The following is a 19,497-nucleotide window of genomic DNA, read 5'->3' as shown; positions in this document are numbered from 1 at the left end:
CGCCCCGCGATGACCGACGCGCTGCCCGCATCCGGACACTTCGTCGATCCGGCGCCCTTCGAGCCGGAGGCCCGGACCGAGAGCCCGGTCGCCACGGCCTCCGCGTGGCGGCTCATCCTCCGCAAGTTCCTGCGCCACCGCCTCGCCGTGGCCTCGGCCCTGATCCTGCTCGCGCTCTACGCGACCGTGCCGTTCGTCGAGCAGCTCGCGCCCTATGGACAGGCCCGCCGCAACGGCGACTTCCTCTACGCGCCGCCACAGGGCGTGCACCTGTTCCACGAGGGCCGCTTCGTCGGGCCGTTCGTCTATCCCTACCGGGCCCATCTCGACCTCGACACGTTCCGCCGGGACTACAAGGTGGACGCCGCCGCCCCGCAGCCGCTGCGCTTCCTCTGCCGGGGCGACGGCTACGACTGGCTGGGGCTCGTCCGCACCGACCTGCACCTCGTCTGCCCGCCGGAGAACGGCACGCTGTTCCTCCTCGGCACCGACAAGCTCGGGCGTGACCTGTTCTCGCGCATGATCTACGGGGCCCGGATCTCCCTCACCATCGGCCTCGTGGGCGTCGCCATCTCGTTCGCGCTCGGGCTCTTCTTCGGCGGCATCGCGGGCTATTTCGGCGGCGTCGTCGATGCCGGGGTGCAGCGGCTGATCGAGGTGGTGCGCTCCCTGCCGGAGCTGCCGCTCTGGCTCGCCCTGTCGGCGGCGCTGCCGCCGAACTGGAGCCCGCTGCTGATCTTCTTCGGCATCACGGTGATCCTCGGCCTGCTCGACTGGCCGGGGCTCGCGCGGGCGGTGCGCGGGAAGCTCCTGGCGCTGCGGGAGGAGGATTTCGTCCAGGCCGCCGAGCTGATGGGCGCCTCGCCGACCCGGGTGATCGGCCGTCACCTGATCCCGAACTTCATGAGCCACCTGATCGCGTCGGCGACGCTGTCGATCCCGACCATGATCCTCGGCGAGACCGCCCTGTCGTTCCTGGGCCTCGGACTCAGACCGCCAGTGACCAGCTGGGGCGTGCTGCTCAACGAGGCGCAGAATCTCGCGGCGGTGCAGCTCTACCCCTGGCTGCTCCTGCCGGTCCTGCCCGTGCTGGTGACGGTGCTCGCCTTCAACTTCATGGGCGACGGTCTGCGCGACGCTGCCGACCCGTACCACTGAGGGGCGCGCGCCGCGCCGTGTGGCCTACCCGGCCAGCGGCAGCGGCGCGATCCGCGTCGGGGCGGCGACGCCCTTGCGCTCGAGGAGGCCCGGCGGCGGCACCGGGGCGTCGATGGTGCACACCACGCCGGTCGGCTCGTAGCTCAGCACCACCTCGCCGGCGAGCTCGCGCGCCAGACTGCGCTCGATCAGGCGCGAGCCGAATCCGGTCCGCGTCGGCTTCTTCACCGGCGGGCCGCCGCGCTCGGACCAACGGAGCGAGAGCTGCATCTCGTCCAGTCGCCGCACCGTCCAGGCGATCTCGACCGTGCCGCCCTCGGTCGAGAGCGCGCCGTACTTCACGGCGTTCGTGCCGAGCTCGTGCAGGGCCATGGCGATGGACAGCGCGAGCCGCGGCGGCAGCCGCAGGGCCGGTCCCTGAACCTGGAACCGCGAGGCCCGGCCGTCGCCGGCCTCCAGCGGCCGGATCGCGTCCGCCACGACGGCTGAGAGTTCCGCCCCCTCCCAGCTCTCCCGGGTCAGCACGTCGTGCACCCGCGCCAGGGCGAGGAGGCGCGCCTCGAAGGCGGCGCGCGCCGCGTCGGCCTCGGCGCCTTCCAGCCCGCGCAGCGACTGGGCCGCGATCGACTGCACCGTCGCCAGGGTGTTCTTCACCCGGTGGTTCAACTCGTGGATCAGGAGCAGGAGGTGCTCCTCGGCGTTCTTCGTGTCGGTGATGTCGATGTTGCAGCCGGTGTAGCCCAGGAAGTTCTGGGCGTCGTCGAGCCGCGGCACGCCCTCGCACTGGAGCCAGCGCACCGCGCCCGTCCGGTCGATCACCCGCGCCTCCGTGCGGAACGGGATCCGGGCCTCGAACGCCTCCGTGAAGGCGCTGCGGAAATTCTCCAGGTCGTCGGGATGCACGATCTGGTGCCAGCCGTCGTCGTTGAACCGTGCGGCCGGCAGCCCGAACAGGTGCTCGAAATGGAGGTTGGCGAAGCTGACCGCGCCGGTCTCGTCGGTCATCCAGATCAGGGCCGGCGCCGAATCGGCCATGTGCCGGAAGCGCGCCTCGGACTCGCTCAGGGCGCTCAGGCCGCGCTTGGTCTCGGCGAGCGCCCGGTCGCGCTCCTCCTCCCGGGTGCGCAGCCGGAGAGACGCCTCCGACAGCACGACGCCGAGCCGCTGGATCTCGTGGACCGGCGACGACACGCGCGGGATCGCCTCGCCCCGGGCCAGGGCAGGCCCCGAAGCGGCCAGCAGCCGGAGGGGGCGCGAGACCCGCGACCAGAGGTTCACCGCCAGGAGCGACGAGGTGGCCAGCACCAGCAGGCCGAAGCCCGCGAAGGCCCAGATCCAGCGCCGCACCCGCGCGTCGACGAGGGCCTGCGGGATGCTGGTCGCGACCATCCAGCCGGTGAGCCGCGAGCGCGCCTCGATCACCACCACCGGCTTGTGCTGGCGATCCTGGCCTTCCCAGACCCCGGGCGTCGACGACTGCACCTGGCGAAGGCTGGCGAGGCGCTGCTTGCCGACCACCGCCTCGGGATCGGGCAGGCGCGCCAGGACGATGCCCGACCTGTCGCTGATCCCCGTCGTCCAGCCCGGGACGACCTCCCGGGACAGGATGCCCTGCAGGCGCGACAGGGGGACGGTGAAGCTCAGGATATAGCCGACCTCGCCGTCGACCATCACGGGCACGCCGACCGCGTAGGTGGCCTCGCTCGGCGTCGGGCCCGGCACGTAGCCGCTCACCATGGCGCGCTGCGTCCCGCGGGCCAGATCCTGGTCGAAGGGTAGCGTCACGACCGGCATCGGCGCGCCGCGCGGCACGCCGGTATTCACCATCTCCTGCCCGTTGGGTCGGCGCAGGAGCACGTCCAGGTCGATCGATTCGCGGACGAGGCGCGCCTGGGCGTCGAACGCCTCGAAGTCGCCCTGTCGGATCCGCGGTGAGGTCGCCAGAGTCTGCAGCACCGACACGAGACCGGCGGTGTCGCGGTCCAGGGACAGGCCGATGCCGCGCACGTTCTCGCGGGCGTCCTGCTCGAACCGTGCCCGCTCGGCGGAGGCGTAGCGCATCAGCAGGATGCTGGTGAACAGCAGGCCGGGGCCGATCAGCGCGATCACCAGCGCGATCAGGTAGACCTGGGTCGAGAAGCCGTTTCGCCCGAAGCGGTGCAGCCGCCGCGACAGCCAGGAACGGCGCGCGGGAATCACCGCGGGGACGCCCGCGCCCTCGGCGTGATGGTCCGGACTCAAGCGGGGTCCGTCCCCGGCCCGCGGTGCCACGCGGGCTCGTCGCCGTTCCCTCGCCTCATGACCGGTCGATATGACCGAGATCGCGTGTCGGGTCGAGGTGGTCGCGCACGCGCTGCTTCAGCGCCTTCACGTCCGGGAAACCGCCGTCGCGCACCCGTTCCCACAGGAGCACCCCGTCCAGTTGGATGTTGAAAGCGCCCCCCGTGGCCGGGACGAGGGCGACCTCGCCCAGATCATCGCGAAACGTCGAGAGGAGTTCCTGCGCCATCCAGGCGGAGCGCAGCAGCCAGTTGCACTGGGTGCAGTACGTGATCGCGACGCGCGGCCGTCCTGGCCTCGCCGCGCCCTCCACCGTCACGTCGCTGCCGGGCTTCGCGCCCGCTGGCCCATCGTGCATGCCCGCACAGCGCACCCGGCCGGCGCCCTTGTCAACCTCACGCACGCGCACGTCGGCGTGCCCCGGGCCGGCGACGGCGGCGCTCCGCCGAGTGCGGTGCGTATCTGGACGCCTGCTCGAACGCTCGTCCGGCTGTCGGCCAACATCGCCGGCCGCGCTTGACGTCGCGGCCCGCCGCGCTCTAGAAGGCCCGCCACCGGGTCGCGGCGCCCCCACGGGCGAGTGGCGATGGCGTGCGCTCAGGCGGCACGCCGGTACGGACGGTTAGCACAGCGGTAGTGCGTTCCCTTCACACGGGAAAGGTCGCAGGTTCGATCCCTGCACCGTCCACCATCATCCCTATCCCCCGAAGGTCTGATCCCGCGGCTCCCCGCGTCGGTTTGCCACCCGAAAAGCGCGTGCTAAGGGCGCTCGATCGGTGAACGCATAAGCTTGGACCCGGCCCGATCCGGGTCGCAGGTCACAGGCAGGGGAAGGGCGGGAACAGCCATGAAGGACATCCTCGACAAGCTCGAAGAGCGGCGGGCGCAGGCCCGGCTCGGCGGCGGTGAGAAGCGCGTCGAGGCCCAGCACAAGCGCGGCAAGCTGACGGCGCGCGAGCGCATCGAACTCCTCCTCGACCACGGGTCGTTCGAGGAGTTCGACATGTTCGTGCAGCACCGCTCCACCGATTTCGGCATGGAGAAGCAGAAGATCCCCGGCGACGGCGTCGTGACCGGCTGGGGCACGATCAACGGCCGCACAGTCTTCCTCTTCTCGAAGGACTTCACGGTGTTCGGCGGCTCGCTGTCCGAGGCGCATGCCCAGAAGATCGTGAAGGTTCAGGACATGGCGCTGAAGATGCGCGCCCCGATCATCGGTATCTTCGACGCCGGCGGCGCGCGCATCCAGGAGGGCGTCGCGGCGCTCGGCGGCTACGGCGAGGTGTTCCGCCGCAACGTCATGGCCTCGGGCGTCATCCCGCAGATCTCGGTGATCATGGGTCCCTGCGCGGGCGGCGACGTCTACTCGCCGGCCATGACCGACTTCATCTTCATGGTTCGCGACACGAGCTACATGTTCGTGACCGGCCCCGACGTGGTGAAGACCGTCACCAACGAGGTCGTGACCGCCGAGGAACTCGGCGGCGCCAAGGTCCACACCACCAAGTCGTCGATCGCCGACGGGTCCTTCGAGAACGACGTCGAGGCGATCCTCCAGATCCGCCGCCTCCTCGACTTCCTCCCGGCGAACAACATCGACGGCGTGCCGGAGCTCGAGAGCTTCGACGACGTCAACCGGATCGACGCGTCCCTCGACACGCTGATCCCCGACAACCCGAACAAGCCCTACGACATGGGCGAGCTGATCCGCCGCGTGGTGGACGAGGGCGACTTCTTCGAGATCCAGTCCGCCTACGCGCGCAACATCATCACCGGGTTCGGCCGGATCGAGGGCCGGACCGTCGGTTTCGTGGCCAACCAGCCGCTGGTGCTCGCGGGCGTGCTCGATTCGGACGCCTCGCGGAAAGCCGCGCGCTTCGTGCGCTACTGCGACGCCTTCGGCATCCCGATCGTCACCTTCGTGGACGTGCCGGGTTTCCTGCCGGGCACGGCGCAGGAATACGGCGGCCTGATCAAGCACGGCGCCAAGCTGCTCTTCGCCTACTCGCAGGCGACGGTGCCGCTGGTCACGATCATCACCCGCAAGGCCTTCGGCGGCGCCTACGACGTCATGGCGTCGAAGCACGTCGGCGCGGACGTGAACTACGCGTGGCCGACGGCGCAGATCGCCGTGATGGGCGCGAAGGGCGCGGTCGAGATCATCTTCCGCAGCGAGATCGGCGACCCGGAGAAGATCGCGGCGCGCACCGGCGAGTACGAGGACCGGTTCCTCTCGCCCTTCGTGGCGGCCGAGCGCGGCTACATCGACGAGGTGATCATGCCGCACTCGACCCGCCGCCGGATCGCCAAGGCCCTCGGGATGCTCCGCACCAAGAAGATGGAGCAGCCCTGGAAGAAGCACGACAACATCCCGCTCTGAGGCGGGCGCACGGGCCGGCGGCCGCGCCGCCGCCGGTCTCAGCTGCGGTTGCTGTTCTCGATCACCGCGCACAGCGTCAGCGGGCCCTTGTCGGGCGACACCATCGCCGAGCAGGTGACCCGGGCCCCGCCGAGATCGACGTTGCTGTGCCTGAGCTTCGTGGCCGTCGCCTGGGCCCGGTGCGCGGCCTCGGTGATCACGGCGGCATCGATGCCGGTCACCGCGTGCCCGGCCTGCCCGAACAGGTCGTAGTAGCGGTCGGGCGGGTTCGCCCCGCGAAACTGCGCGCCCACAGAGGACAGGTCTGGCCCGCCGCAGGCCAGCGTCAGGGTCATGTCCGGACCGGCCGTGAAGCTCGCGTAGTCGCTCCGGCGCTCGGCCGTCTTGGCCGCCGTCTCGGCCGTGACCTTGTCGACCAGCGCGTCGCAGGACTGTGCCCGGACGGGGCCGGCGCCGGCCGAGAGGGCGGTGAAGACGAGGAGAGGCAGGAACGCGCGCATGCCCGCGAGGTAGCGCGGCGGTCCGGAAAGGCGAGCGGCGCGGCGTTCCGGCGCGCCGCGCCCCACCCCGATGCGGATCAGGCGGATTCGCCTCGTCCCCTGACCAGGACGGGTCCCTCGCCGACGAGGAGGCGCCGCTTGAGGCGGGCGATGCCCTCGCGCTGCAACTCGCTGGGCGGGGAATGCGCGCTGGCCACCTGGGTCAGCATCGCGATCAGCTCGCCCCGCTCGGCCACCGTCAGCGCGTCGCGCAGCAGCGGCGCCAGGGCGTCGGCGACCTGCGAGAACGGGAGACGCGCCTGCGTGTAGCCCCAGGCCCGCTCGAAGGCGGCCGAGATCCGATCCACCTCGAGCGGACGCTCCATGTATTCGAGGATCCGCGTCTTCTCGCTGGCGGTGAGGGGGCTGCCGGTCCGGACCAGCTGGATCATCAGGATCACCGCCGCCAGGCGCGGGTCGCGGACGCGCTGCAACGGCGTCCCCACGAGGTTCTGGAAGGTCGAGACGGCGCGGCGCTGAAGCCCCTTCGTGTCCCGGTTGACCTCCTGCAGGCCCTTGACGGTCCCGTGCGTCCGCAAGATCCAGAACAGTCCCGCGACGATGATCCCGATGAGGCCGAGCAGGATCGGCATGAGCGTCCCCAGATCGAATCGACGCGGGACGCTCTCACGCACATCTCGGTGTGTCAAACCCGCGTCAATGCCTGCGAATGACCGCTGTGACTTGCGGGATCGCGCGCGCAGGCGAAACATCCATTGTGCGCGACCTGGATCTACTTCGCCGATGCGGCGACCGTCGGCATCCGCGTGACGCTCTCGCGCGCTCAGCTGGCGGTCGCAGACGTGTCCGACCCGCCGAGTTCGAGAAGGACGATCTCCGGGGGAACGCCCATCCGCACGGGGATCCGGCTCATCCCGAAACCGCCCGAGACGATCATGTGGCGGCCGTCCTGAACGATGTGGCCGTAGGAGTAATCGTGGCCGCGCACCTTCCGGATGGCGGGGGCGTGGCCGAACAGCCGGACCTGGCCGCCATGGGTGTGGCCGGCGAGGGTCAGCGAGACGCGGTCGGGCACGGAGACGAAGATGTCGGGTTCGTGGGCCATCAGGATCACGGGCGCCGAGTCCGTGACCGCTCGCAGCGTTCGCGGCAGGTCGGCCAGGCTGAACGTGTTCCACGCGTTGAGGAACGGCAGCTGGTCGCCGAGCCCGGCCAGCCAGAACGGCCGCCCGTCCTTCACGAGGCGCACGGCCTGATTCTCCAGGACCGGGATGCCCTGCGCCTCCAGCAGGCGCCGCACCGCCGGAACGCCGCGGCCGGCCCGCTGGACGGCGTGGTCGTCCCACCAATCGTGGTTGCCGAGGATCGCGTGCGTGCCGAGGGGCGCCTTCAGCTCGGTCATCATCCGGGCGAACTGGTCGAGCGGCAGCTTGCGCCACGCGATGCGCCCGGCCGGGTAGTCGCCGAGCAGCAGGACCAGATCGGGCGCGAGGGCGTTGGTGGCCGCGACGATCTCCGCCACCCGGTCGAACGGCATGTACGGCTCGCAGATGTGGAAATCCGCCAGCACCGCCACCCGCAGGCGCAGCGCCGGATCCCAGCGCGGCAGGGACGGCGCGTAGGACGTCACCACCAGCCGGTGCAGCGGCTCGACGTCGAAGGCGTAGACGCCCGTCGCGGCGGTGAGGCCGGCGCCCACGCCGAGCCCGGTCAGGAACTGCCGGCGGCTCGGCATGATCAGCATCGCGATAAGACCTGTAGGCTCCAGAACCCGCCGGGGTCCCGCTAGGCGCGCAGTCCGGCGAAAGCGGGGCGGCCCGCCTTCACGGCCGCGAGACCCTGGCCCGAAACCGGTTGACGGAATGTGGCCTGCCGCCGCGCTCGGTCTATAAGGCAGTGTCTCGTCCAGCGAAGCGATCCGGAACAGATGTTGAACCGCCCCCTGCGCATCGGCACCCGCGGCTCTCCGATGGCGCTCGCGCAGACCGGGATGGTGCGCGACCGGATCGTGGCGGCCAATCCAGGCCTCGAGACCGAGCTGGTGGTCGTGACCACCGTGGCCGACAAGATCCTGGACCGGCCCCTGTCCGAGATCGGCGGCAAAGGCCTGTTCACCAAGGAGCTGGAACAGGCCCTGTTCGCCGGCGAGGTCGACGTCGCCGTGCATTCGATGAAGGACGTGGAGACCTGGCTCCCCGACGGCCTCACCATCGCCTGCATCCTCGCGCGCGACGACCCGCGGGACGCGTTCCTGTCGCCGCACGCCGACGGACTGGCGGGGCTGCCGGCCGGCGCCCGGGTCGGGACCTCGTCGCTCCGCCGCGGCGCGCAGGTGCTGATGCGGCGGCCCGATCTCCGAGTGGTCCCGCTGCGGGGCAACGCCAACACCCGGATGCGCAAGCTCGAGGCCGGCGAGTGCGACGCGACGCTCCTCGCCATCGCGGGCCTGGAGCGCCTCGGCCTGGAGAGCATGGCGCGCAGCGTCCTGTCGGTCGAGGAGATGCTGCCGGCCGTGGCGCAGGGCGCCCTGGGCATCGAGTGCCGCTCGGACGACGCGGCGATCCGCGACCTCCTGGCGCCCATCGCCTGCGCGCGGACCACCATCGCGGTCTCGGCCGAGCGGGCGCTGCTCGCGGAACTCGACGGGTCCTGCCGGACGCCCATCGCCGCCCTGGCGCAGATCGACGGAGACACTCTGCGGATCGACGGGCTGCTCTTCCTGCCCGACGGCAGCCGCCACTGGGCGGCGTCCCGGCAGGGGCCCGTCGCGGAGGCGGAGCGGATCGGCCGCGAGGCGGGTGCGGCCCTCAAGGCGGCGGCCGGCGACACCTATACCCGCCACCTCCAGTGAGGGCCGGTCGATGCCGCCCGTGACTGTGGTCGACGTCTTCACGCACGCCGGCACGGGCGGCAATCCCTGTCCCGTCGTCTCCGACGCGCGGGCCCTCGACGCGGAGGCCATGCGGGGCGTCGCCCGGCGGTACGGCCACGAATCGGGCTTCGCGCTGCCGGCCGATGACCCGGCCCACGATCTGCACCTCCGCTTCTTCGTGCCGAACCACGAGATGGAGATGTGCGCCCACGCCACGATCGGCGTCCTGTGGGTGCTCGCCCGCGAGGGGCGCCTCCCGGAGGGGGCGGTCCGCATCGCCACCGGCAGCGGTTCCGTAACGGGGTTCGTCAGCCCGCGCGGCGCGGATGCTTGGAGCGTCGCGATCACGCAGTCGGTCGGCCGCGTGCGGCCCCTGACGGACGAGCAGAGCGCCGCAGTTCAAGCGGCGCTCGGAATCGGGCGCGACGCCCTCGCTGCGCGGCCGGTCCACAACGCTGTGACGTCGCGGGTCAAGACGCTCGTGCCGATGCGCGACGCGGCGGCGCTGAACGCCCTCGCGCCCGCAAGCGATGCCGTCGAGGCTGCCTGCACGCGGATCGGGTCGACCGGGCTCTACCCCTACGCCGTGCTCGACGGCCCGGCCCGGCTGTTCGAGGCGCGGCAGTTTCCCCGCGCCTCCGGCTATCCCGAGGACGCCGCCACGGGCATCGCGGCCGCAGCCCTGGCCTTCGGGCTGTTGCAGGACGGCCTCATCGAGCCGGACGATCGTCCGATCCGGATCCTGCAGGGTCGGGCTATGGGCCGCCTGTCCGAGATCCGGGTGCGGCTCGGCTTCGTGGACGGCCGCCCGGTCGGGTGCCTGCTGGAGGGCGACGTCGCGCTCGCCGAATCCGCCGACCGCGTGACCGCGACGGATGAGGGCGGCCGGATCGCGGGGTAGTGGCTCACCGCGCCGTCACGGCCCGGAGGCCGCCGTCGGTAACCGTGGCCTCAATCCACCTTGCCGTCCCGGTCGCGGCGGATGCTGCGGCGGACCGCGATGAGCTGCCAGACCCCGACACCCAGCGCCAGGGCGAAGACGAGTCCGATATCGAGGGCGGCGAACAGCCCGTCGCGCACCGATGAGCCTCCGCCGCGTCGATCAGGACGGTGCGGAGCGGCCGAACGCCTCGCGCTCGCGCATCCGCTCGATCAGATCGAGGACGTGCACGACCCGACCACCGACGTCCCACCAGGGCCGCAGCGCAGGGCGCGCGCGCATCGGCAGGACCGGCTCGGCCGCCACGGCCTCGATCAGGAACGCCGTCTCGGGAAGCGGGGCCGCGCCGAGGCCGGCCGCGTCCGCGGGCGTTCGGATCGCGCGGACGATCAGGGCGAGCTTCCGCGCCGTCGTGACCCGGGCGCGGTGGCGGACCGAATCGTAGCCCTGCGCCGCAACGACCCGGCCGATCTCGGCGTAGATCAGCCCCGCCGCCCGGATCGAGGGCCGGCAGCCGCGTGGCAGCACCGCGATGCCCGCCTCGGCGCGCGCGTAGAGGCTGTCCGCCTCGGCGAGGAGGCGGGCCACCACGCCGGCCAGGGCCGGGCTCGGCCGCGGATCAGCGAGGAACGCGTCCGGATCGAGCCCCGCCTCCCGCATCCAGTCCAGCGGCAGGTAGAGGCGGCCCATCCGCGCGTCCTCGCCGACGTCGCGCGCGATGTTGGTGAGCTGCATCGCGGCGCCGAGATCGCAGGCGCGGGCCAGCGCGTCGGGACAGCGGGTCCCCATGATCAGGGACATCATCGCCCCGACCGAGCCCGCGACCCGGGCAGCGTAGGCGTGGAGCGCCCCGAGATCGGCGTAGCGCCGGCCCTCGGCGTCCCAGGCGAAGCCCTCGATCAGCGCGCGCGGCAGCGCTTCCGGAATCGCGTGGGCCGCGACGATCTCCGCGAAGGCGCGGTCCGCCGGGGCGTCGGCGGGACGGCCCGCATAGGCCTGGCCGATCCGGGCCTCGAGACGCGCCACGGCGCCGCGCCGGTCGGCCGGGCTCGCCGCATCGTCGACGAGATCGTCGGACAGCCGGCAGAAGGCGTAGAGGCCGTAAGCCGCCTCGCGCATGTCGGCCGGCAGCAGCTGGCCGGCCGCGAAGAAGCTCTTCGAGCCGGCCCGGATCGCCATCCGGCAGGCGGTCCGGTCGGCCGCGGCGGCGAATTCAGGCGGTAACGCGGGCATCGGGGACCACGCTGTCGAGGATGCGGGCGGAGGACAGCACCCCGGGGAGGCCGGCCCCCGGATGCGTGCCGGCGCCCACGAGGTAGAGGTTGCGGACTGCGCTCGACCGGTTGTGCGGACGGAACCAGGCCGATTGCGTCAGCACCGGCTCCAGGCCGAATCCGGAGCCCCGGTAGCTCAGGAAATCGTCCTGGAAATCCAGCGGCGTCGTCACCTTCGAGGTCACGATGGCCTCCGACAGGCCAGGCATCACGCTCGCCTCGAGCAGGGCGGCGATCCGGCGCCGGTACGGTTCGGCGAGGGTCTGCCAATCCTGGCCGCCGGCGAGGTTCGGCACCGGGGCCAGCACGTAGAAGGCGTCGCATCCCGGTGGGGCGAGGCTCGGATCGGTGGCGGTCGGACGATGCAGGTAGAGGCTCGCGTCCTCGGCCAGCACCTTGCGGTCGAAGATGTCGGCGAGCAGGCCGCGGTATCGGGGCCCGAGCAGGATCGTGTGGTGATCCACCGCCGGGTAGCGCCGCTTGGTGCCGAAGTACCAGACGAACAGTCCCATCGACGAGCGGGCTCGCTGGAACCGCCCCGGGCTCCAGCGCTGCGCCTCCGGAAGCAGGCGCGCGTGCGTCACGGCCGAATCGGCGTTGGACACCACGACGTCGGCCGCGATCGTCTCGCCGCTGGTCAGGTCGACGCCGGTGGCCGCCCCCGCCTCGACCCGGATGCGCGCGACCTCGACGCCGAGGCGCAGGCGGCCGCCCTGCGACCGGATCAGCCGCACCAGCCCGTCGACCAGCTGCCCCGTACCGCCCATCGCGAAGTGAACGCCCCAGCGCCGCTCGAGGTCGGCGATCAGGCAGTAGATGGCGCTGGCCCGGAACGGGTTGCCGCCGATCAGGAGCGGATGGAAGCTGAAGACCGTGCGCAGCCGCTCGTCGCGGATGAAGCGCGCCACCACGTCGTGCACCGAGCGGTGTCCCGAGAGGCGCAGCAGGTCGGGCGCGATCTTGAGCATCGCGCCGACGCTGCCGAACGGCACGTGTCCGAGCTGCTCGAACCCGATCCGGCAGACGGCGCGGCTGTGCGCCATGAAGCGCTCGTACCCCGCGACGTCGTCCGGCGCGAAGCGGGCCACCTCGGCGCGCATCCGGTCCACGTCGCCGCTGTAGGCGAAGGACGTGCCGTCGGCGAAGCGGATCCGGTAGAAGGGATCCATCGGCACCAGCGTCACGTCGTCGGCGAGCCTGCGGCCGGCGAGCTGCCACAACTCCTCGAAGAGCTGGGGCGCGGTGACGATGGTCGGACCGGCGTCGAAGGTGAAGCCGTCCTGCCGGTGGACGCGGGCCCGTCCCCCGGGCTGCGCGAGGCGCTCCAAGACGGTGACGCGATAGCCGCGCGCGCCCAGCCGGACCGCCGCGGCGAGACCGCCGAAGCCCGAGCCGACCACGACGGCGTGCGGGCGCCGATCGATCTCTTGCGCAACCCGATGGTCGACCGCGAGTGTCAGCATTGCTTGACACTATCGCGGTCCTTTCACGCTGCGCAAGGACGAAATCAGGCGCGTCCCTGGTGATGATGGCCGTGTCAGAATTCGCCCGCGAGGCCGGCGCGGACACCGACGGCGTTGTCGCCGCCGTAGGCCACGCCCGCGGTCACCGCGATCGGGACGCAGCAGGTCGGCAACCGGTGCGCCACAGCGAGACCGCCGGCCCACTCGCCCCGGTAGGTCGCCCCGTTGGTGGCCCAGGTCGTCTTGCCCGGCGCCGACGGCATCGGCGCGGTCGCCATCGCGATGGCCATGGCGACGCCCTGCCGGGCCTCCTTGCGGGTCTGGATGGCGTAGCGCTGGACCGAGTCGGTCTTGGCTTCCAGGTTGTTGACCTGCGCCTGCACCGAATCGATCCGGTTGCCGAGGCCGGCGATCGTCGACGGTCCGTAGGCCGAGGCCGCGAGGTTACCGTTCGCGTCCGTGGTCACGAAGGCCGTCGCTCCGCTCTGGGCGGCGGCGCTCGCCTGCGAGGCGATACCGGCAAGCCTGTAGGTGTTCGCGGAATTGCCGATCGCGACCTGGTTGGCCTGGGTCGTCTTCACGTTCGCGCCGATCGCGATCGTGTTGGCCTGGTTGGCGGCCGCCCCGTTGCCGAGCGCGACGCTGTTGTTGCCGGCCGCCGAGGCGGCCGCACCGATGGCGGTGGATCCGGTCCCGGTCGCGCCGGCGACGAAGCCCAGGGCGGTGCTGCCGGCTCCGGACGCCGCGGAGGCCGTGCCGATGGCCGTTCCGCCGAGGCCCTGCGCGCTGGCCGCGTAGCCGAGGGCGACGCTGCCGGTGTTGGCGGCGCTGGCGCCCGTGCCGACCGCGGTCGAGGCCGTCCCGGCCGCGCTCGAACCGTAGCCCACCGCCAGCGCGTCGCTGCCGACGGCGATCGGCGCGGCCTGGTTGCTGGTGTTGTTGGCGGCGACGCCCGTGACGCTCGTGAGCTGCGAGAGCCTCAGCTCGTTGATGACGGTCTGCCCCTGGGACTGCGTCACGTTGCCGGTGATGATGTAGATGCCCTGATTGGACCCGCCACCGGTACCACCACCACCGGTTCCGCCCCCGCCGGTCCCACCCCCGCCGGTGCCGCCGCATGTGCCGCAGCCGCCCGTTCCGGTCCCTCCCGCGGTTCCCAGGGTCAGACCGGTGCCGAGCAACCCGTCTCCCGGACCGGTCGTGCCGACCAGCACGCCGGTCCCGAGCACACCCCCGCCGGTGGTCCCGACGTTGAGCCCCGTTCCGAGGACGCCGGTCCCGGGAGCGGTGGTTCCGACCGTCACGCCGGTGCCGAGCACGCTGCCGCCGGTCGTGGTCCCGACATTGACGCCGGTCCCGAGGACGCCGGTCCCGGGATTGGTGGTGCCGACCGTTACGCCCGTGCCGAGAAGCCCGCCATTGGTCGTCCCGACATTGAGGCCGGTTCCGAGCACGCCGCTGCCGGGGCTGCTCGTGCCGATCGTGAGCCCGGTGCCGAGGATGCCATTCATGGTTGTATCCAGCGCGCCGCGCAGGAGCTGCGCCTGGGCGGGTGTCGCCAGGGCCGTGCAGAGCAGGAGCCCGGCCGCGATCGGGATCGCGCGGGCGGCGCCCGGACGGAGGACAGCGATCGTCGCAGTCCGCGGCGTAACCGGGACGACGGTCAAGGGACGCATCTGGAACTCCATTGCTGCGCGGCCGGGGAGCGATTCCGATCCGGCCCTGCAACCCGTTGGTCGGCAAGCAGGAACGAGATGCAGCTTCTGGTAGAATGATTAACGCTAACTTTCAGTTGTATTTGGTTTCGTCGTTTCCCGTACAATGACGCGGTTCGCGGAGGCCGGCGCGCGCCCCGTGGCCCGCCTCAGAAAACGCGTGTTTGCGCGGCGATATCGCGCCGCAAAGGGGCTATAGGGGCTTGGAAATCCGAGCTTTCGGCAGGGAACGGACGCGTGATGGACGGTCGAGGTCAGACCATTTTCGTGGCGGGCCATCGCGGCATGGTGGGCTCGGCGATCGTGCGTCGCCTGCGTGAGCGCGGTCACGAGCGGATCCTCACGGCCGACCGCCGGACCCTCGACCTCCTCGATCAGGCCGCGGTCCGGCGCTTCTTCGCCGAGAACCGCATCGACCAAGTCTACCTCGCCGCCGCGCGCGTCGGCGGCATCCACGCCAACAACACCTACCCGGCCGAGTTCATCCACGAGAACCTGCTGATCCAGTCGAACCTGATCGACGCCGCGCACACGCACGGCGTCGACCGGCTGCTGTTCCTGGGCTCGTCCTGCATCTACCCGAAGCTCGCGCCGCAGCCGATGCGCGAGGACGCCCTGCTGACCGGGCTGCTCGAGCCGACCAACGAGCCCTACGCGATCGCCAAGATCGCGGGGATCAAGATGTGCGAGAGCTATAACCGCCAGTATGGGCGCCGCTATCGCAGCGTGATGCCGACGAACCTCTACGGCCCGAACGACAACTTCCATCCCGAGAACGCCCACGTGCTGCCGGCGCTGATGCGCCGCTTCCACGAGGCGAAGCGGGACGGTCTGGCGAAGGTCACGGTCTGGGGCACCGGCCGGGCGATGCGCGAGTTCCTGCACGTCGACGACATGGCGCGGGCCAGCGTCTACGTGATGGAGATGGACGACGCGGTCTACGCCGCGAACACGCGCCCCGACCTGTCGCACATCAACGTCGGGACGGGTGAGGACTGCACCATCCGTCAGCTCGCCGAGGCGCTCGCGCGGGTGATCGGCTACGCGGGCGAGCTGGCGTTCGACGCGACCAAGCCGGACGGCACGCCGCGCAAGCTGATGGACGTGTCGCGGCTGCGGGCGATGGGCTGGCGGCCGGAGATCGCCCTCGAGGACGGCCTGCGCCAGACCTACGGCTGGTTCCTGAAGAACCACGCGACGCTGCGGAGCTGACCGGGCCCGCCGTCGCGCCGCCCGGCTCACCGACCATCGCACAGCCACCGGGCATCCGCCCGGCGAGGAGACGGACCATGGCCCACCGGCCGCCCGACGACAGCGCGGACGCGCGACGGCGGAAGTTCCTGCAGAGCTTCCAGAATTTCGACGCGAACAGCCGGTTTCCCGCGCCCTACGCGCAGTTCGCCGGGAAGCCGCTGACCGAGGCGTCCGGTCAGGGCTGGCGCTACGACGCCCTCGGGTATCGCAACGACGCGCACGCGGACGCGCGGCCGCCCTCCGAGACGCTGCGGGTCTTCGTCGTCGGCGACAGCACGCTGATCGACGGCCAGGTCTTCGCCGACACCGTGCCCGGACGCCTGGAGACCGGGCTGAAGCAGGCGCACGGGCCCGGCGCGCGGGTCTACAATTTCGGCGCGGTCTCGGCCTGTCTCAACCAGATGATCGCCCTGATCACGACGCGGCTGATGGACCTGCAGCCCGACGTCATCCTAGTCGTCGGCGGCGCGACCGACATCTTCCAGCCCTGGAGCTTCGATCCGCGGGCCGGCGTTCCCTACAATCACTTCGCGAACGAGAGCCTCTACGACTACTTCTTCGACCCGAGGAAATCCGCCGAGGACGCGGAGGACCTGTCGTATGACGGCCTGCAGGCGATGATCTTCAATCGCCTCGAGAACCTGCGCGCGCTGACGAACTGGCAGTCCGACATCTGGGAATGGGAGGTGGTGCGGCAGTTCGAGCTGGCGCTCAGGCGCCTCGCGCGGCTCGCGCCCGGGATCGGCACGCCGGTCCGGTTCCTCCTGCAGCCGACGGTCGTCCGCAAGGGGACGCTCGCGGGCGCGGAGGCCGGCGCCGCGTCCGGCGCGTTCCTCGCCTATCTCGACCGCCAGTACGAGCGCTTCGAGAGTGTCCTCGGGCGGCTGGACATGGCCGACCGGGCCTTCGCGGCGCGGGATCTGAGCCGGCTGTTCGAGGCCGACGCCCGCGCCCTGTTCACCGACATCGTCCACGTGACTTCGGAGGGGCGCCAAGTGATGGCCGACCGTCTCCAGGCGGAGGTGGTCGAGACGGTCGGGGCGGCGACGGCCGCCTGAGCCATGGCCGAACCGATCGTCTTCGTGGGCGACTCGATCACGGAGCTCTGGGGCTTCCACCGGGCCGGCACTTTCGAGGCCTACGGCCTCATCCCCCGTGGCGGCTCCGGGCAGACGGCGCGCTGGATCACCATGCGGTTCGCCCGCGACCTCGCGGAGACCGGCGCCCGGGGCGTGCATCTCCTGTGCGGCGTCAACGATATCGGCCGCAACGAGGGTGTCTTCGTCCCGGTCGAGGAGATCTGCCGCACGCTCGCCGGCATGCTCGACGAGGCCCGCGCTCTGGGCGTGAAGGCCTGGATCGGCTCGCTCACGCCAGTGGACGGCATCCCGTGGAACCCGGAGGTGCGAGACGCCCCCGCCATGATCGCGGCGGTCAACGCGTGGCTCCGGGACCACGCCCACGAGCACGGCGCGACGTTCGTCGATTACCACGCCGTGCTGGTGTCCGAGTCCGGTGGGCTCCGGCCGGATTACGGGACGGACGGGCTCCACCTGAGCCCGGCCGGATACGCGGCGATCGAGCCGTTGATGCTCCGGGCGCTGGGGCGCATCCCGGATGCCCCATCCGCCCCTGCCCTGTCGGTGAACGGTTCGCCCGCGAACACGGCCCGGTCCGTCCGCGCGCGCCTCATCGGCGCCGCGGTGGCGGCGGCGGCCCTGTTGGCCGCCATCGCCGCCCTGGTCCTCGAACTCCGCTGATCAGACCCGGCGCACCGCGCCGTGCGCCGCGCTCGTCGTGAGCATGGCGTAGGCGCGCAGGGCCGTGCTCACCTTCCGCTTGCGCGGCTTCGCCGGCTGCCAGCCCGCCGCCTCCTGAGCGGCCCGCCGTTGGTCGAGCTCCGCCGTCTCGACATCGAGGTGGATGCGCCGGTTCGGGATGTCGATGGCGATCCGGTCGCCGTCCCGCACGAGGCCGATGAGGCCGCCCTCGGCCGCCTCGGGCGAGACGTGCCCGATGGACAGGCCCGACGACCCGCCGGAGAACCGCCCGTCGGTGACGAGGGCGCAGGCCTTACCCAGTCCCTTCGATTTCAGGTAGCTCGTCGGGTACAGCATCTCCTGCATGCCGGGGCCGCCGCGGGGGCCCTCGTAGCGGATCAGCACCACCTCGCCGGCTGTGACCTTGCCGTTGAGGATGCCGTCGACGGCCGCGTCCTGGCTCTCGAACACGCGGGCGGTGCCCGTGAAGGTCAGGATCGAGGCGTCGACGCCCGCGGTCTTCACGATGCAGCCCTGCTCGGCGAGATTGCCGTAGAGCACGGCGAGGCCGCCATCCTGCGAGTAGGCGTGCGCCGCGTCGCGGATGACGCCGCCCTCCCGGTCGAGGTCGAGCGCGTCGAAGCGCGATTCCTGGCTGAACGCCACCTGGGTCGGCACGCCGCCCGGGGCCGCGCGGTAGAAGGTCTGGACCGAGGCGGCCGGTTCGCCGCGCACGTCCCAGCGGGCGAGCGCCCCGCCGAGCGTTCCGGCCGAGACGTTTCCGACGCCGGTGTCGATCAGGCCGGCCCGGTCGAGCTCGCCCAGGATCCCCATGATGCCGCCCGCCCGGTGGACGTCCTCCATGTGGACGTTGGCTACCGCCGGGGCGACCTTGCACAGCACCGGCACCCGCCGGGACAGCCGGTCGATATCGGCCATGGTGAAGGGCACCTCGCCCTCGTGGGCGGCGGCCAGCAGGTGCAGCACCGTGTTGGTCGAGCCGCCCATGGCGATGTCGAGGGTCATGGCGTTCTCGAACGCCTGGAAGCTCGCGACCGCGCGCGGCAGCACGCTGGCGTCGTCCTGCTCGTAGTGGCGGCGGGCCAGATCGACGATCAGATGGCCGGCCTCGACGAAGAGGCGCTTGCGGTCGGCGTGGGTGGCGAGCACCGAGCCGTTGCCCGGCAGCGCCAGACCCAGCGCCTCGGTGAGGCAGTTCATCGAGTTCGCCGTGAACATGCCCGAGCAGGAGCCGCAGGTCGGGCAGGCGGAGCGCTCGATAACGGCGACGTCCTCGTCGGAGATCCGGTCGTCGGCCGCCGCGATCATCGCGTCGACGAGGTCGACCTTCCTGGCGATGCCCGGCAGCTGCACCTTGCCGGCCTCCATTGGGCCGCCCGAGACGAAGACGGTCGGGATGTTGAGGCGCAGCGTCGCCATCAGCATGCCGGGGGTGATCTTGTCGCAGTTCGAGATGCACACCATCGCGTCGGCGCAGTGCGCGTTGACCATGTACTCGACGGAATCGGCGATCAGCTCGCGGGACGGCAGCGAGTACAGCATCCCATCGTGGCCCATCGCGATCCCGTCATCGACCGCGATGGTGTTGAACTCCTTGGCGACGCCGCCGGCCGCCTCGATCTCCCGGGCGACGAGCTGGCCGAGGTCCTTCAGGTGGACGTGGCCCGGCACGAACTGCGTGAAGGAGTTCACCACCGCGATGATCGGCTTGCCGAAATCCGAATCCTTCATGCCGGTGGCGCGCCAGAGGCCGCGGGCACCGGCCATATTGCGGCCGTGGGTGGTGGTGCGTGAGCGATAGGCAGGCATCGAGAGCTTCGACTGGTTCAAAGGTGAAGGGCTTCTGCGCCCGCGCCCGCGCATCCGCAAGCGTCGCCGGG

The 19,497-nt window shown here is 71.5% G+C and carries 17 protein-coding genes and 1 tRNA gene; 8 read left to right on the top strand and 10 right to left on the bottom strand.

Features of this window, described 5'->3' with window-relative positions; genetic code table 11:
• Positions 1-9 precede the first annotated feature (9 nt).
• Positions 10-1,158: an ABC transporter permease gene (locus tag BM419_RS12555; protein WP_020091975.1), complete on the top strand. Its 1,149-nt coding sequence runs from the start codon at positions 10-12 to the stop codon at positions 1,156-1,158.
• A 24-nt stretch (positions 1,159-1,182) separates the two neighbouring features.
• On the opposite strand, the gene BM419_RS12550 is transcribed toward BM419_RS12555, so the two are convergent.
• Together BM419_RS12550 and BM419_RS12545 are read right to left on the bottom strand one after the other, a co-directional pair.
• Complete coding sequence (locus tag BM419_RS12550) at positions 1,183-3,399, bottom strand: sensor histidine kinase (RefSeq protein ID WP_091926638.1); 2,217 nt, start codon at positions 3,397-3,399, stop codon at positions 1,183-1,185.
• A 55-nt stretch (positions 3,400-3,454) separates the two neighbouring features.
• Positions 3,455-3,796: an Rdx family protein gene (locus tag BM419_RS12545; protein WP_234082982.1), complete on the bottom strand. Its 342-nt coding sequence runs from the start codon at positions 3,794-3,796 to the stop codon at positions 3,455-3,457.
• Positions 3,797-4,054: 258 nt separating this feature from the next.
• Here BM419_RS12545 and BM419_RS12540 point away from each other — a divergent pair.
• A tRNA-Val gene (locus BM419_RS12540) sits at positions 4,055-4,129 on the top strand.
• A gap of 156 nt (positions 4,130-4,285) precedes the next feature.
• On the top strand, positions 4,286-5,818 hold the full coding sequence (locus tag BM419_RS12535) for an acyl-CoA carboxylase subunit beta (protein ID WP_020091972.1): 1,533 nt from the start codon (positions 4,286-4,288) through the stop codon (positions 5,816-5,818).
• A gap of 38 nt (positions 5,819-5,856) precedes the next feature.
• On the opposite strand, the gene BM419_RS12530 is transcribed toward BM419_RS12535, so the two are convergent.
• From BM419_RS12530 to BM419_RS12520, 3 genes are all read right to left on the bottom strand, one after another.
• Positions 5,857-6,318: an ABC transporter ATPase gene (locus BM419_RS12530; protein WP_091926637.1), complete on the bottom strand. Its 462-nt coding sequence runs from the start codon at positions 6,316-6,318 to the stop codon at positions 5,857-5,859.
• A 77-nt stretch (positions 6,319-6,395) separates the two neighbouring features.
• Positions 6,396-6,950 carry a tellurite resistance TerB family protein gene (locus BM419_RS12525; RefSeq protein WP_091926636.1) on the bottom strand — a complete coding sequence of 185 codons (555 nt, stop codon included), beginning with the start codon at positions 6,948-6,950 and terminating at the stop codon, positions 6,396-6,398.
• A gap of 191 nt (positions 6,951-7,141) precedes the next feature.
• Positions 7,142-8,062 (bottom strand): metallophosphoesterase, encoded by a 921-nt coding sequence (locus BM419_RS12520; RefSeq protein ID WP_091926635.1) that lies wholly within the window; start codon positions 8,060-8,062, stop codon positions 7,142-7,144.
• A gap of 183 nt (positions 8,063-8,245) precedes the next feature.
• Here BM419_RS12520 and hemC point away from each other — a divergent pair, with 183 nt between their 5' ends.
• Both hemC and BM419_RS12510 read left to right on the top strand, forming a co-directional pair.
• On the top strand, positions 8,246-9,169 hold the full coding sequence (gene hemC / locus BM419_RS12515; protein ID WP_020091968.1) for a hydroxymethylbilane synthase: 924 nt from the start codon (positions 8,246-8,248) through the stop codon (positions 9,167-9,169).
• A gap of 10 nt (positions 9,170-9,179) precedes the next feature.
• Positions 9,180-10,091, top strand: a complete 912-nt coding sequence (locus BM419_RS12510) for a PhzF family phenazine biosynthesis protein (RefSeq protein ID WP_091926634.1) — start codon at positions 9,180-9,182, stop codon at positions 10,089-10,091.
• Between the two features lie 50 nt (positions 10,092-10,141).
• On the opposite strand, the gene BM419_RS33225 is transcribed toward BM419_RS12510, so the two are convergent.
• The 4 genes from BM419_RS33225 to BM419_RS12495 form a co-directional block, all read right to left on the bottom strand.
• Positions 10,142-10,270: a hypothetical protein gene (locus tag BM419_RS33225; RefSeq protein WP_280141588.1), complete on the bottom strand. Its 129-nt coding sequence runs from the start codon at positions 10,268-10,270 to the stop codon at positions 10,142-10,144.
• Positions 10,271-10,292: 22 nt separating this feature from the next.
• Positions 10,293-11,363: a phytoene/squalene synthase family protein gene (locus tag BM419_RS12505; protein ID WP_026604757.1), complete on the bottom strand. Its 1,071-nt coding sequence runs from the start codon at positions 11,361-11,363 to the stop codon at positions 10,293-10,295.
• Positions 11,344-12,867, bottom strand: coding sequence for a phytoene desaturase (locus tag BM419_RS12500; RefSeq protein ID WP_020091964.1), 1,524 nt, complete (start codon positions 12,865-12,867; stop codon positions 11,344-11,346). Before BM419_RS12500 ends, BM419_RS12505 begins: the two co-directional genes overlap by 20 nt.
• 74 nt (positions 12,868-12,941) lie before the next feature.
• Positions 12,942-14,543 (bottom strand): hypothetical protein, encoded by a 1,602-nt coding sequence (locus tag BM419_RS12495; RefSeq protein WP_244540761.1) that lies wholly within the window; start codon positions 14,541-14,543, stop codon positions 12,942-12,944.
• Between the two features lie 279 nt (positions 14,544-14,822).
• Between BM419_RS12495 and BM419_RS12490 the strand changes: the two genes are divergently transcribed.
• The 3 genes from BM419_RS12490 (at position 14,823) to BM419_RS12480 (ending at position 17,596) form a co-directional block, all read left to right on the top strand.
• Positions 14,823-15,794, top strand: a complete 972-nt coding sequence (locus BM419_RS12490; RefSeq protein WP_091926632.1) for a GDP-L-fucose synthase — start codon at positions 14,823-14,825, stop codon at positions 15,792-15,794.
• A gap of 77 nt (positions 15,795-15,871) precedes the next feature.
• A complete protein-coding gene (locus tag BM419_RS12485) occupies positions 15,872-16,894 on the top strand; it encodes a lipase (protein ID WP_091926631.1) in 1,023 nt (340 codons plus the stop codon).
• Between the two features lie 3 nt (positions 16,895-16,897).
• Positions 16,898-17,596 (top strand): GDSL-type esterase/lipase family protein, encoded by a 699-nt coding sequence (locus BM419_RS12480; RefSeq protein WP_020091960.1) that lies wholly within the window; start codon positions 16,898-16,900, stop codon positions 17,594-17,596.
• Here BM419_RS12480 and ilvD read toward each other — a convergent pair whose 3' ends face one another.
• Positions 17,597-19,426 carry a dihydroxy-acid dehydratase gene (ilvD, locus tag BM419_RS12475; RefSeq protein ID WP_026604756.1) on the bottom strand — a complete coding sequence of 610 codons (1,830 nt, stop codon included), beginning with the start codon at positions 19,424-19,426 and terminating at the stop codon, positions 17,597-17,599.
• Positions 19,427-19,497 lie beyond the last annotated feature (71 nt).

This window comes from Methylobacterium sp. yr668 (genome assembly GCF_900116245.1).
Classification (GTDB): Bacteria; Pseudomonadota; Alphaproteobacteria; order Rhizobiales; family Beijerinckiaceae; genus Methylobacterium.
The sequence above is the reverse complement of the archived record's forward strand: the minus strand, read 5'-3'. Positions and strand labels throughout refer to the sequence as shown.

Coding starts and splice junctions, on each gene's coding strand:
- BM419_RS12555 (WP_020091975.1), top strand. CDS start 10: ATGACCGACGCGCTGCCCGCATCCGGACACTTCGTCGATCCGGCGCCC.
- BM419_RS12545 (WP_234082982.1), bottom strand. CDS start 3,796: ATGCACGATGGGCCAGCGGGCGCGAAGCCCGGCAGCGACGTGACGGTG.
- BM419_RS12535 (WP_020091972.1), top strand. CDS start 4,286: ATGAAGGACATCCTCGACAAGCTCGAAGAGCGGCGGGCGCAGGCCCGG.
- BM419_RS12530 (WP_091926637.1), bottom strand. CDS start 6,318: ATGCGCGCGTTCCTGCCTCTCCTCGTCTTCACCGCCCTCTCGGCCGGC.
- BM419_RS12525 (WP_091926636.1), bottom strand. CDS start 6,950: ATGCCGATCCTGCTCGGCCTCATCGGGATCATCGTCGCGGGACTGTTC.
- BM419_RS12520 (WP_091926635.1), bottom strand. CDS start 8,062: ATGCTGATCATGCCGAGCCGCCGGCAGTTCCTGACCGGGCTCGGCGTG.
- hemC (WP_020091968.1), top strand. CDS start 8,246: ATGTTGAACCGCCCCCTGCGCATCGGCACCCGCGGCTCTCCGATGGCG.
- BM419_RS12510 (WP_091926634.1), top strand. CDS start 9,180: ATGCCGCCCGTGACTGTGGTCGACGTCTTCACGCACGCCGGCACGGGC.
- BM419_RS12505 (WP_026604757.1), bottom strand. CDS start 11,363: ATGCCCGCGTTACCGCCTGAATTCGCCGCCGCGGCCGACCGGACCGCC.
- BM419_RS12500 (WP_020091964.1), bottom strand. CDS start 12,867: ATGCTGACACTCGCGGTCGACCATCGGGTTGCGCAAGAGATCGATCGG.
- BM419_RS12495 (WP_244540761.1), bottom strand. CDS start 14,543: ATGCGTCCCTTGACCGTCGTCCCGGTTACGCCGCGGACTGCGACGATC.
- BM419_RS12490 (WP_091926632.1), top strand. CDS start 14,823: ATGGACGGTCGAGGTCAGACCATTTTCGTGGCGGGCCATCGCGGCATG.
- BM419_RS12485 (WP_091926631.1), top strand. CDS start 15,872: ATGGCCCACCGGCCGCCCGACGACAGCGCGGACGCGCGACGGCGGAAG.
- BM419_RS12480 (WP_020091960.1), top strand. CDS start 16,898: ATGGCCGAACCGATCGTCTTCGTGGGCGACTCGATCACGGAGCTCTGG.
- ilvD (WP_026604756.1), bottom strand. CDS start 19,426: ATGCCTGCCTATCGCTCACGCACCACCACCCACGGCCGCAATATGGCC.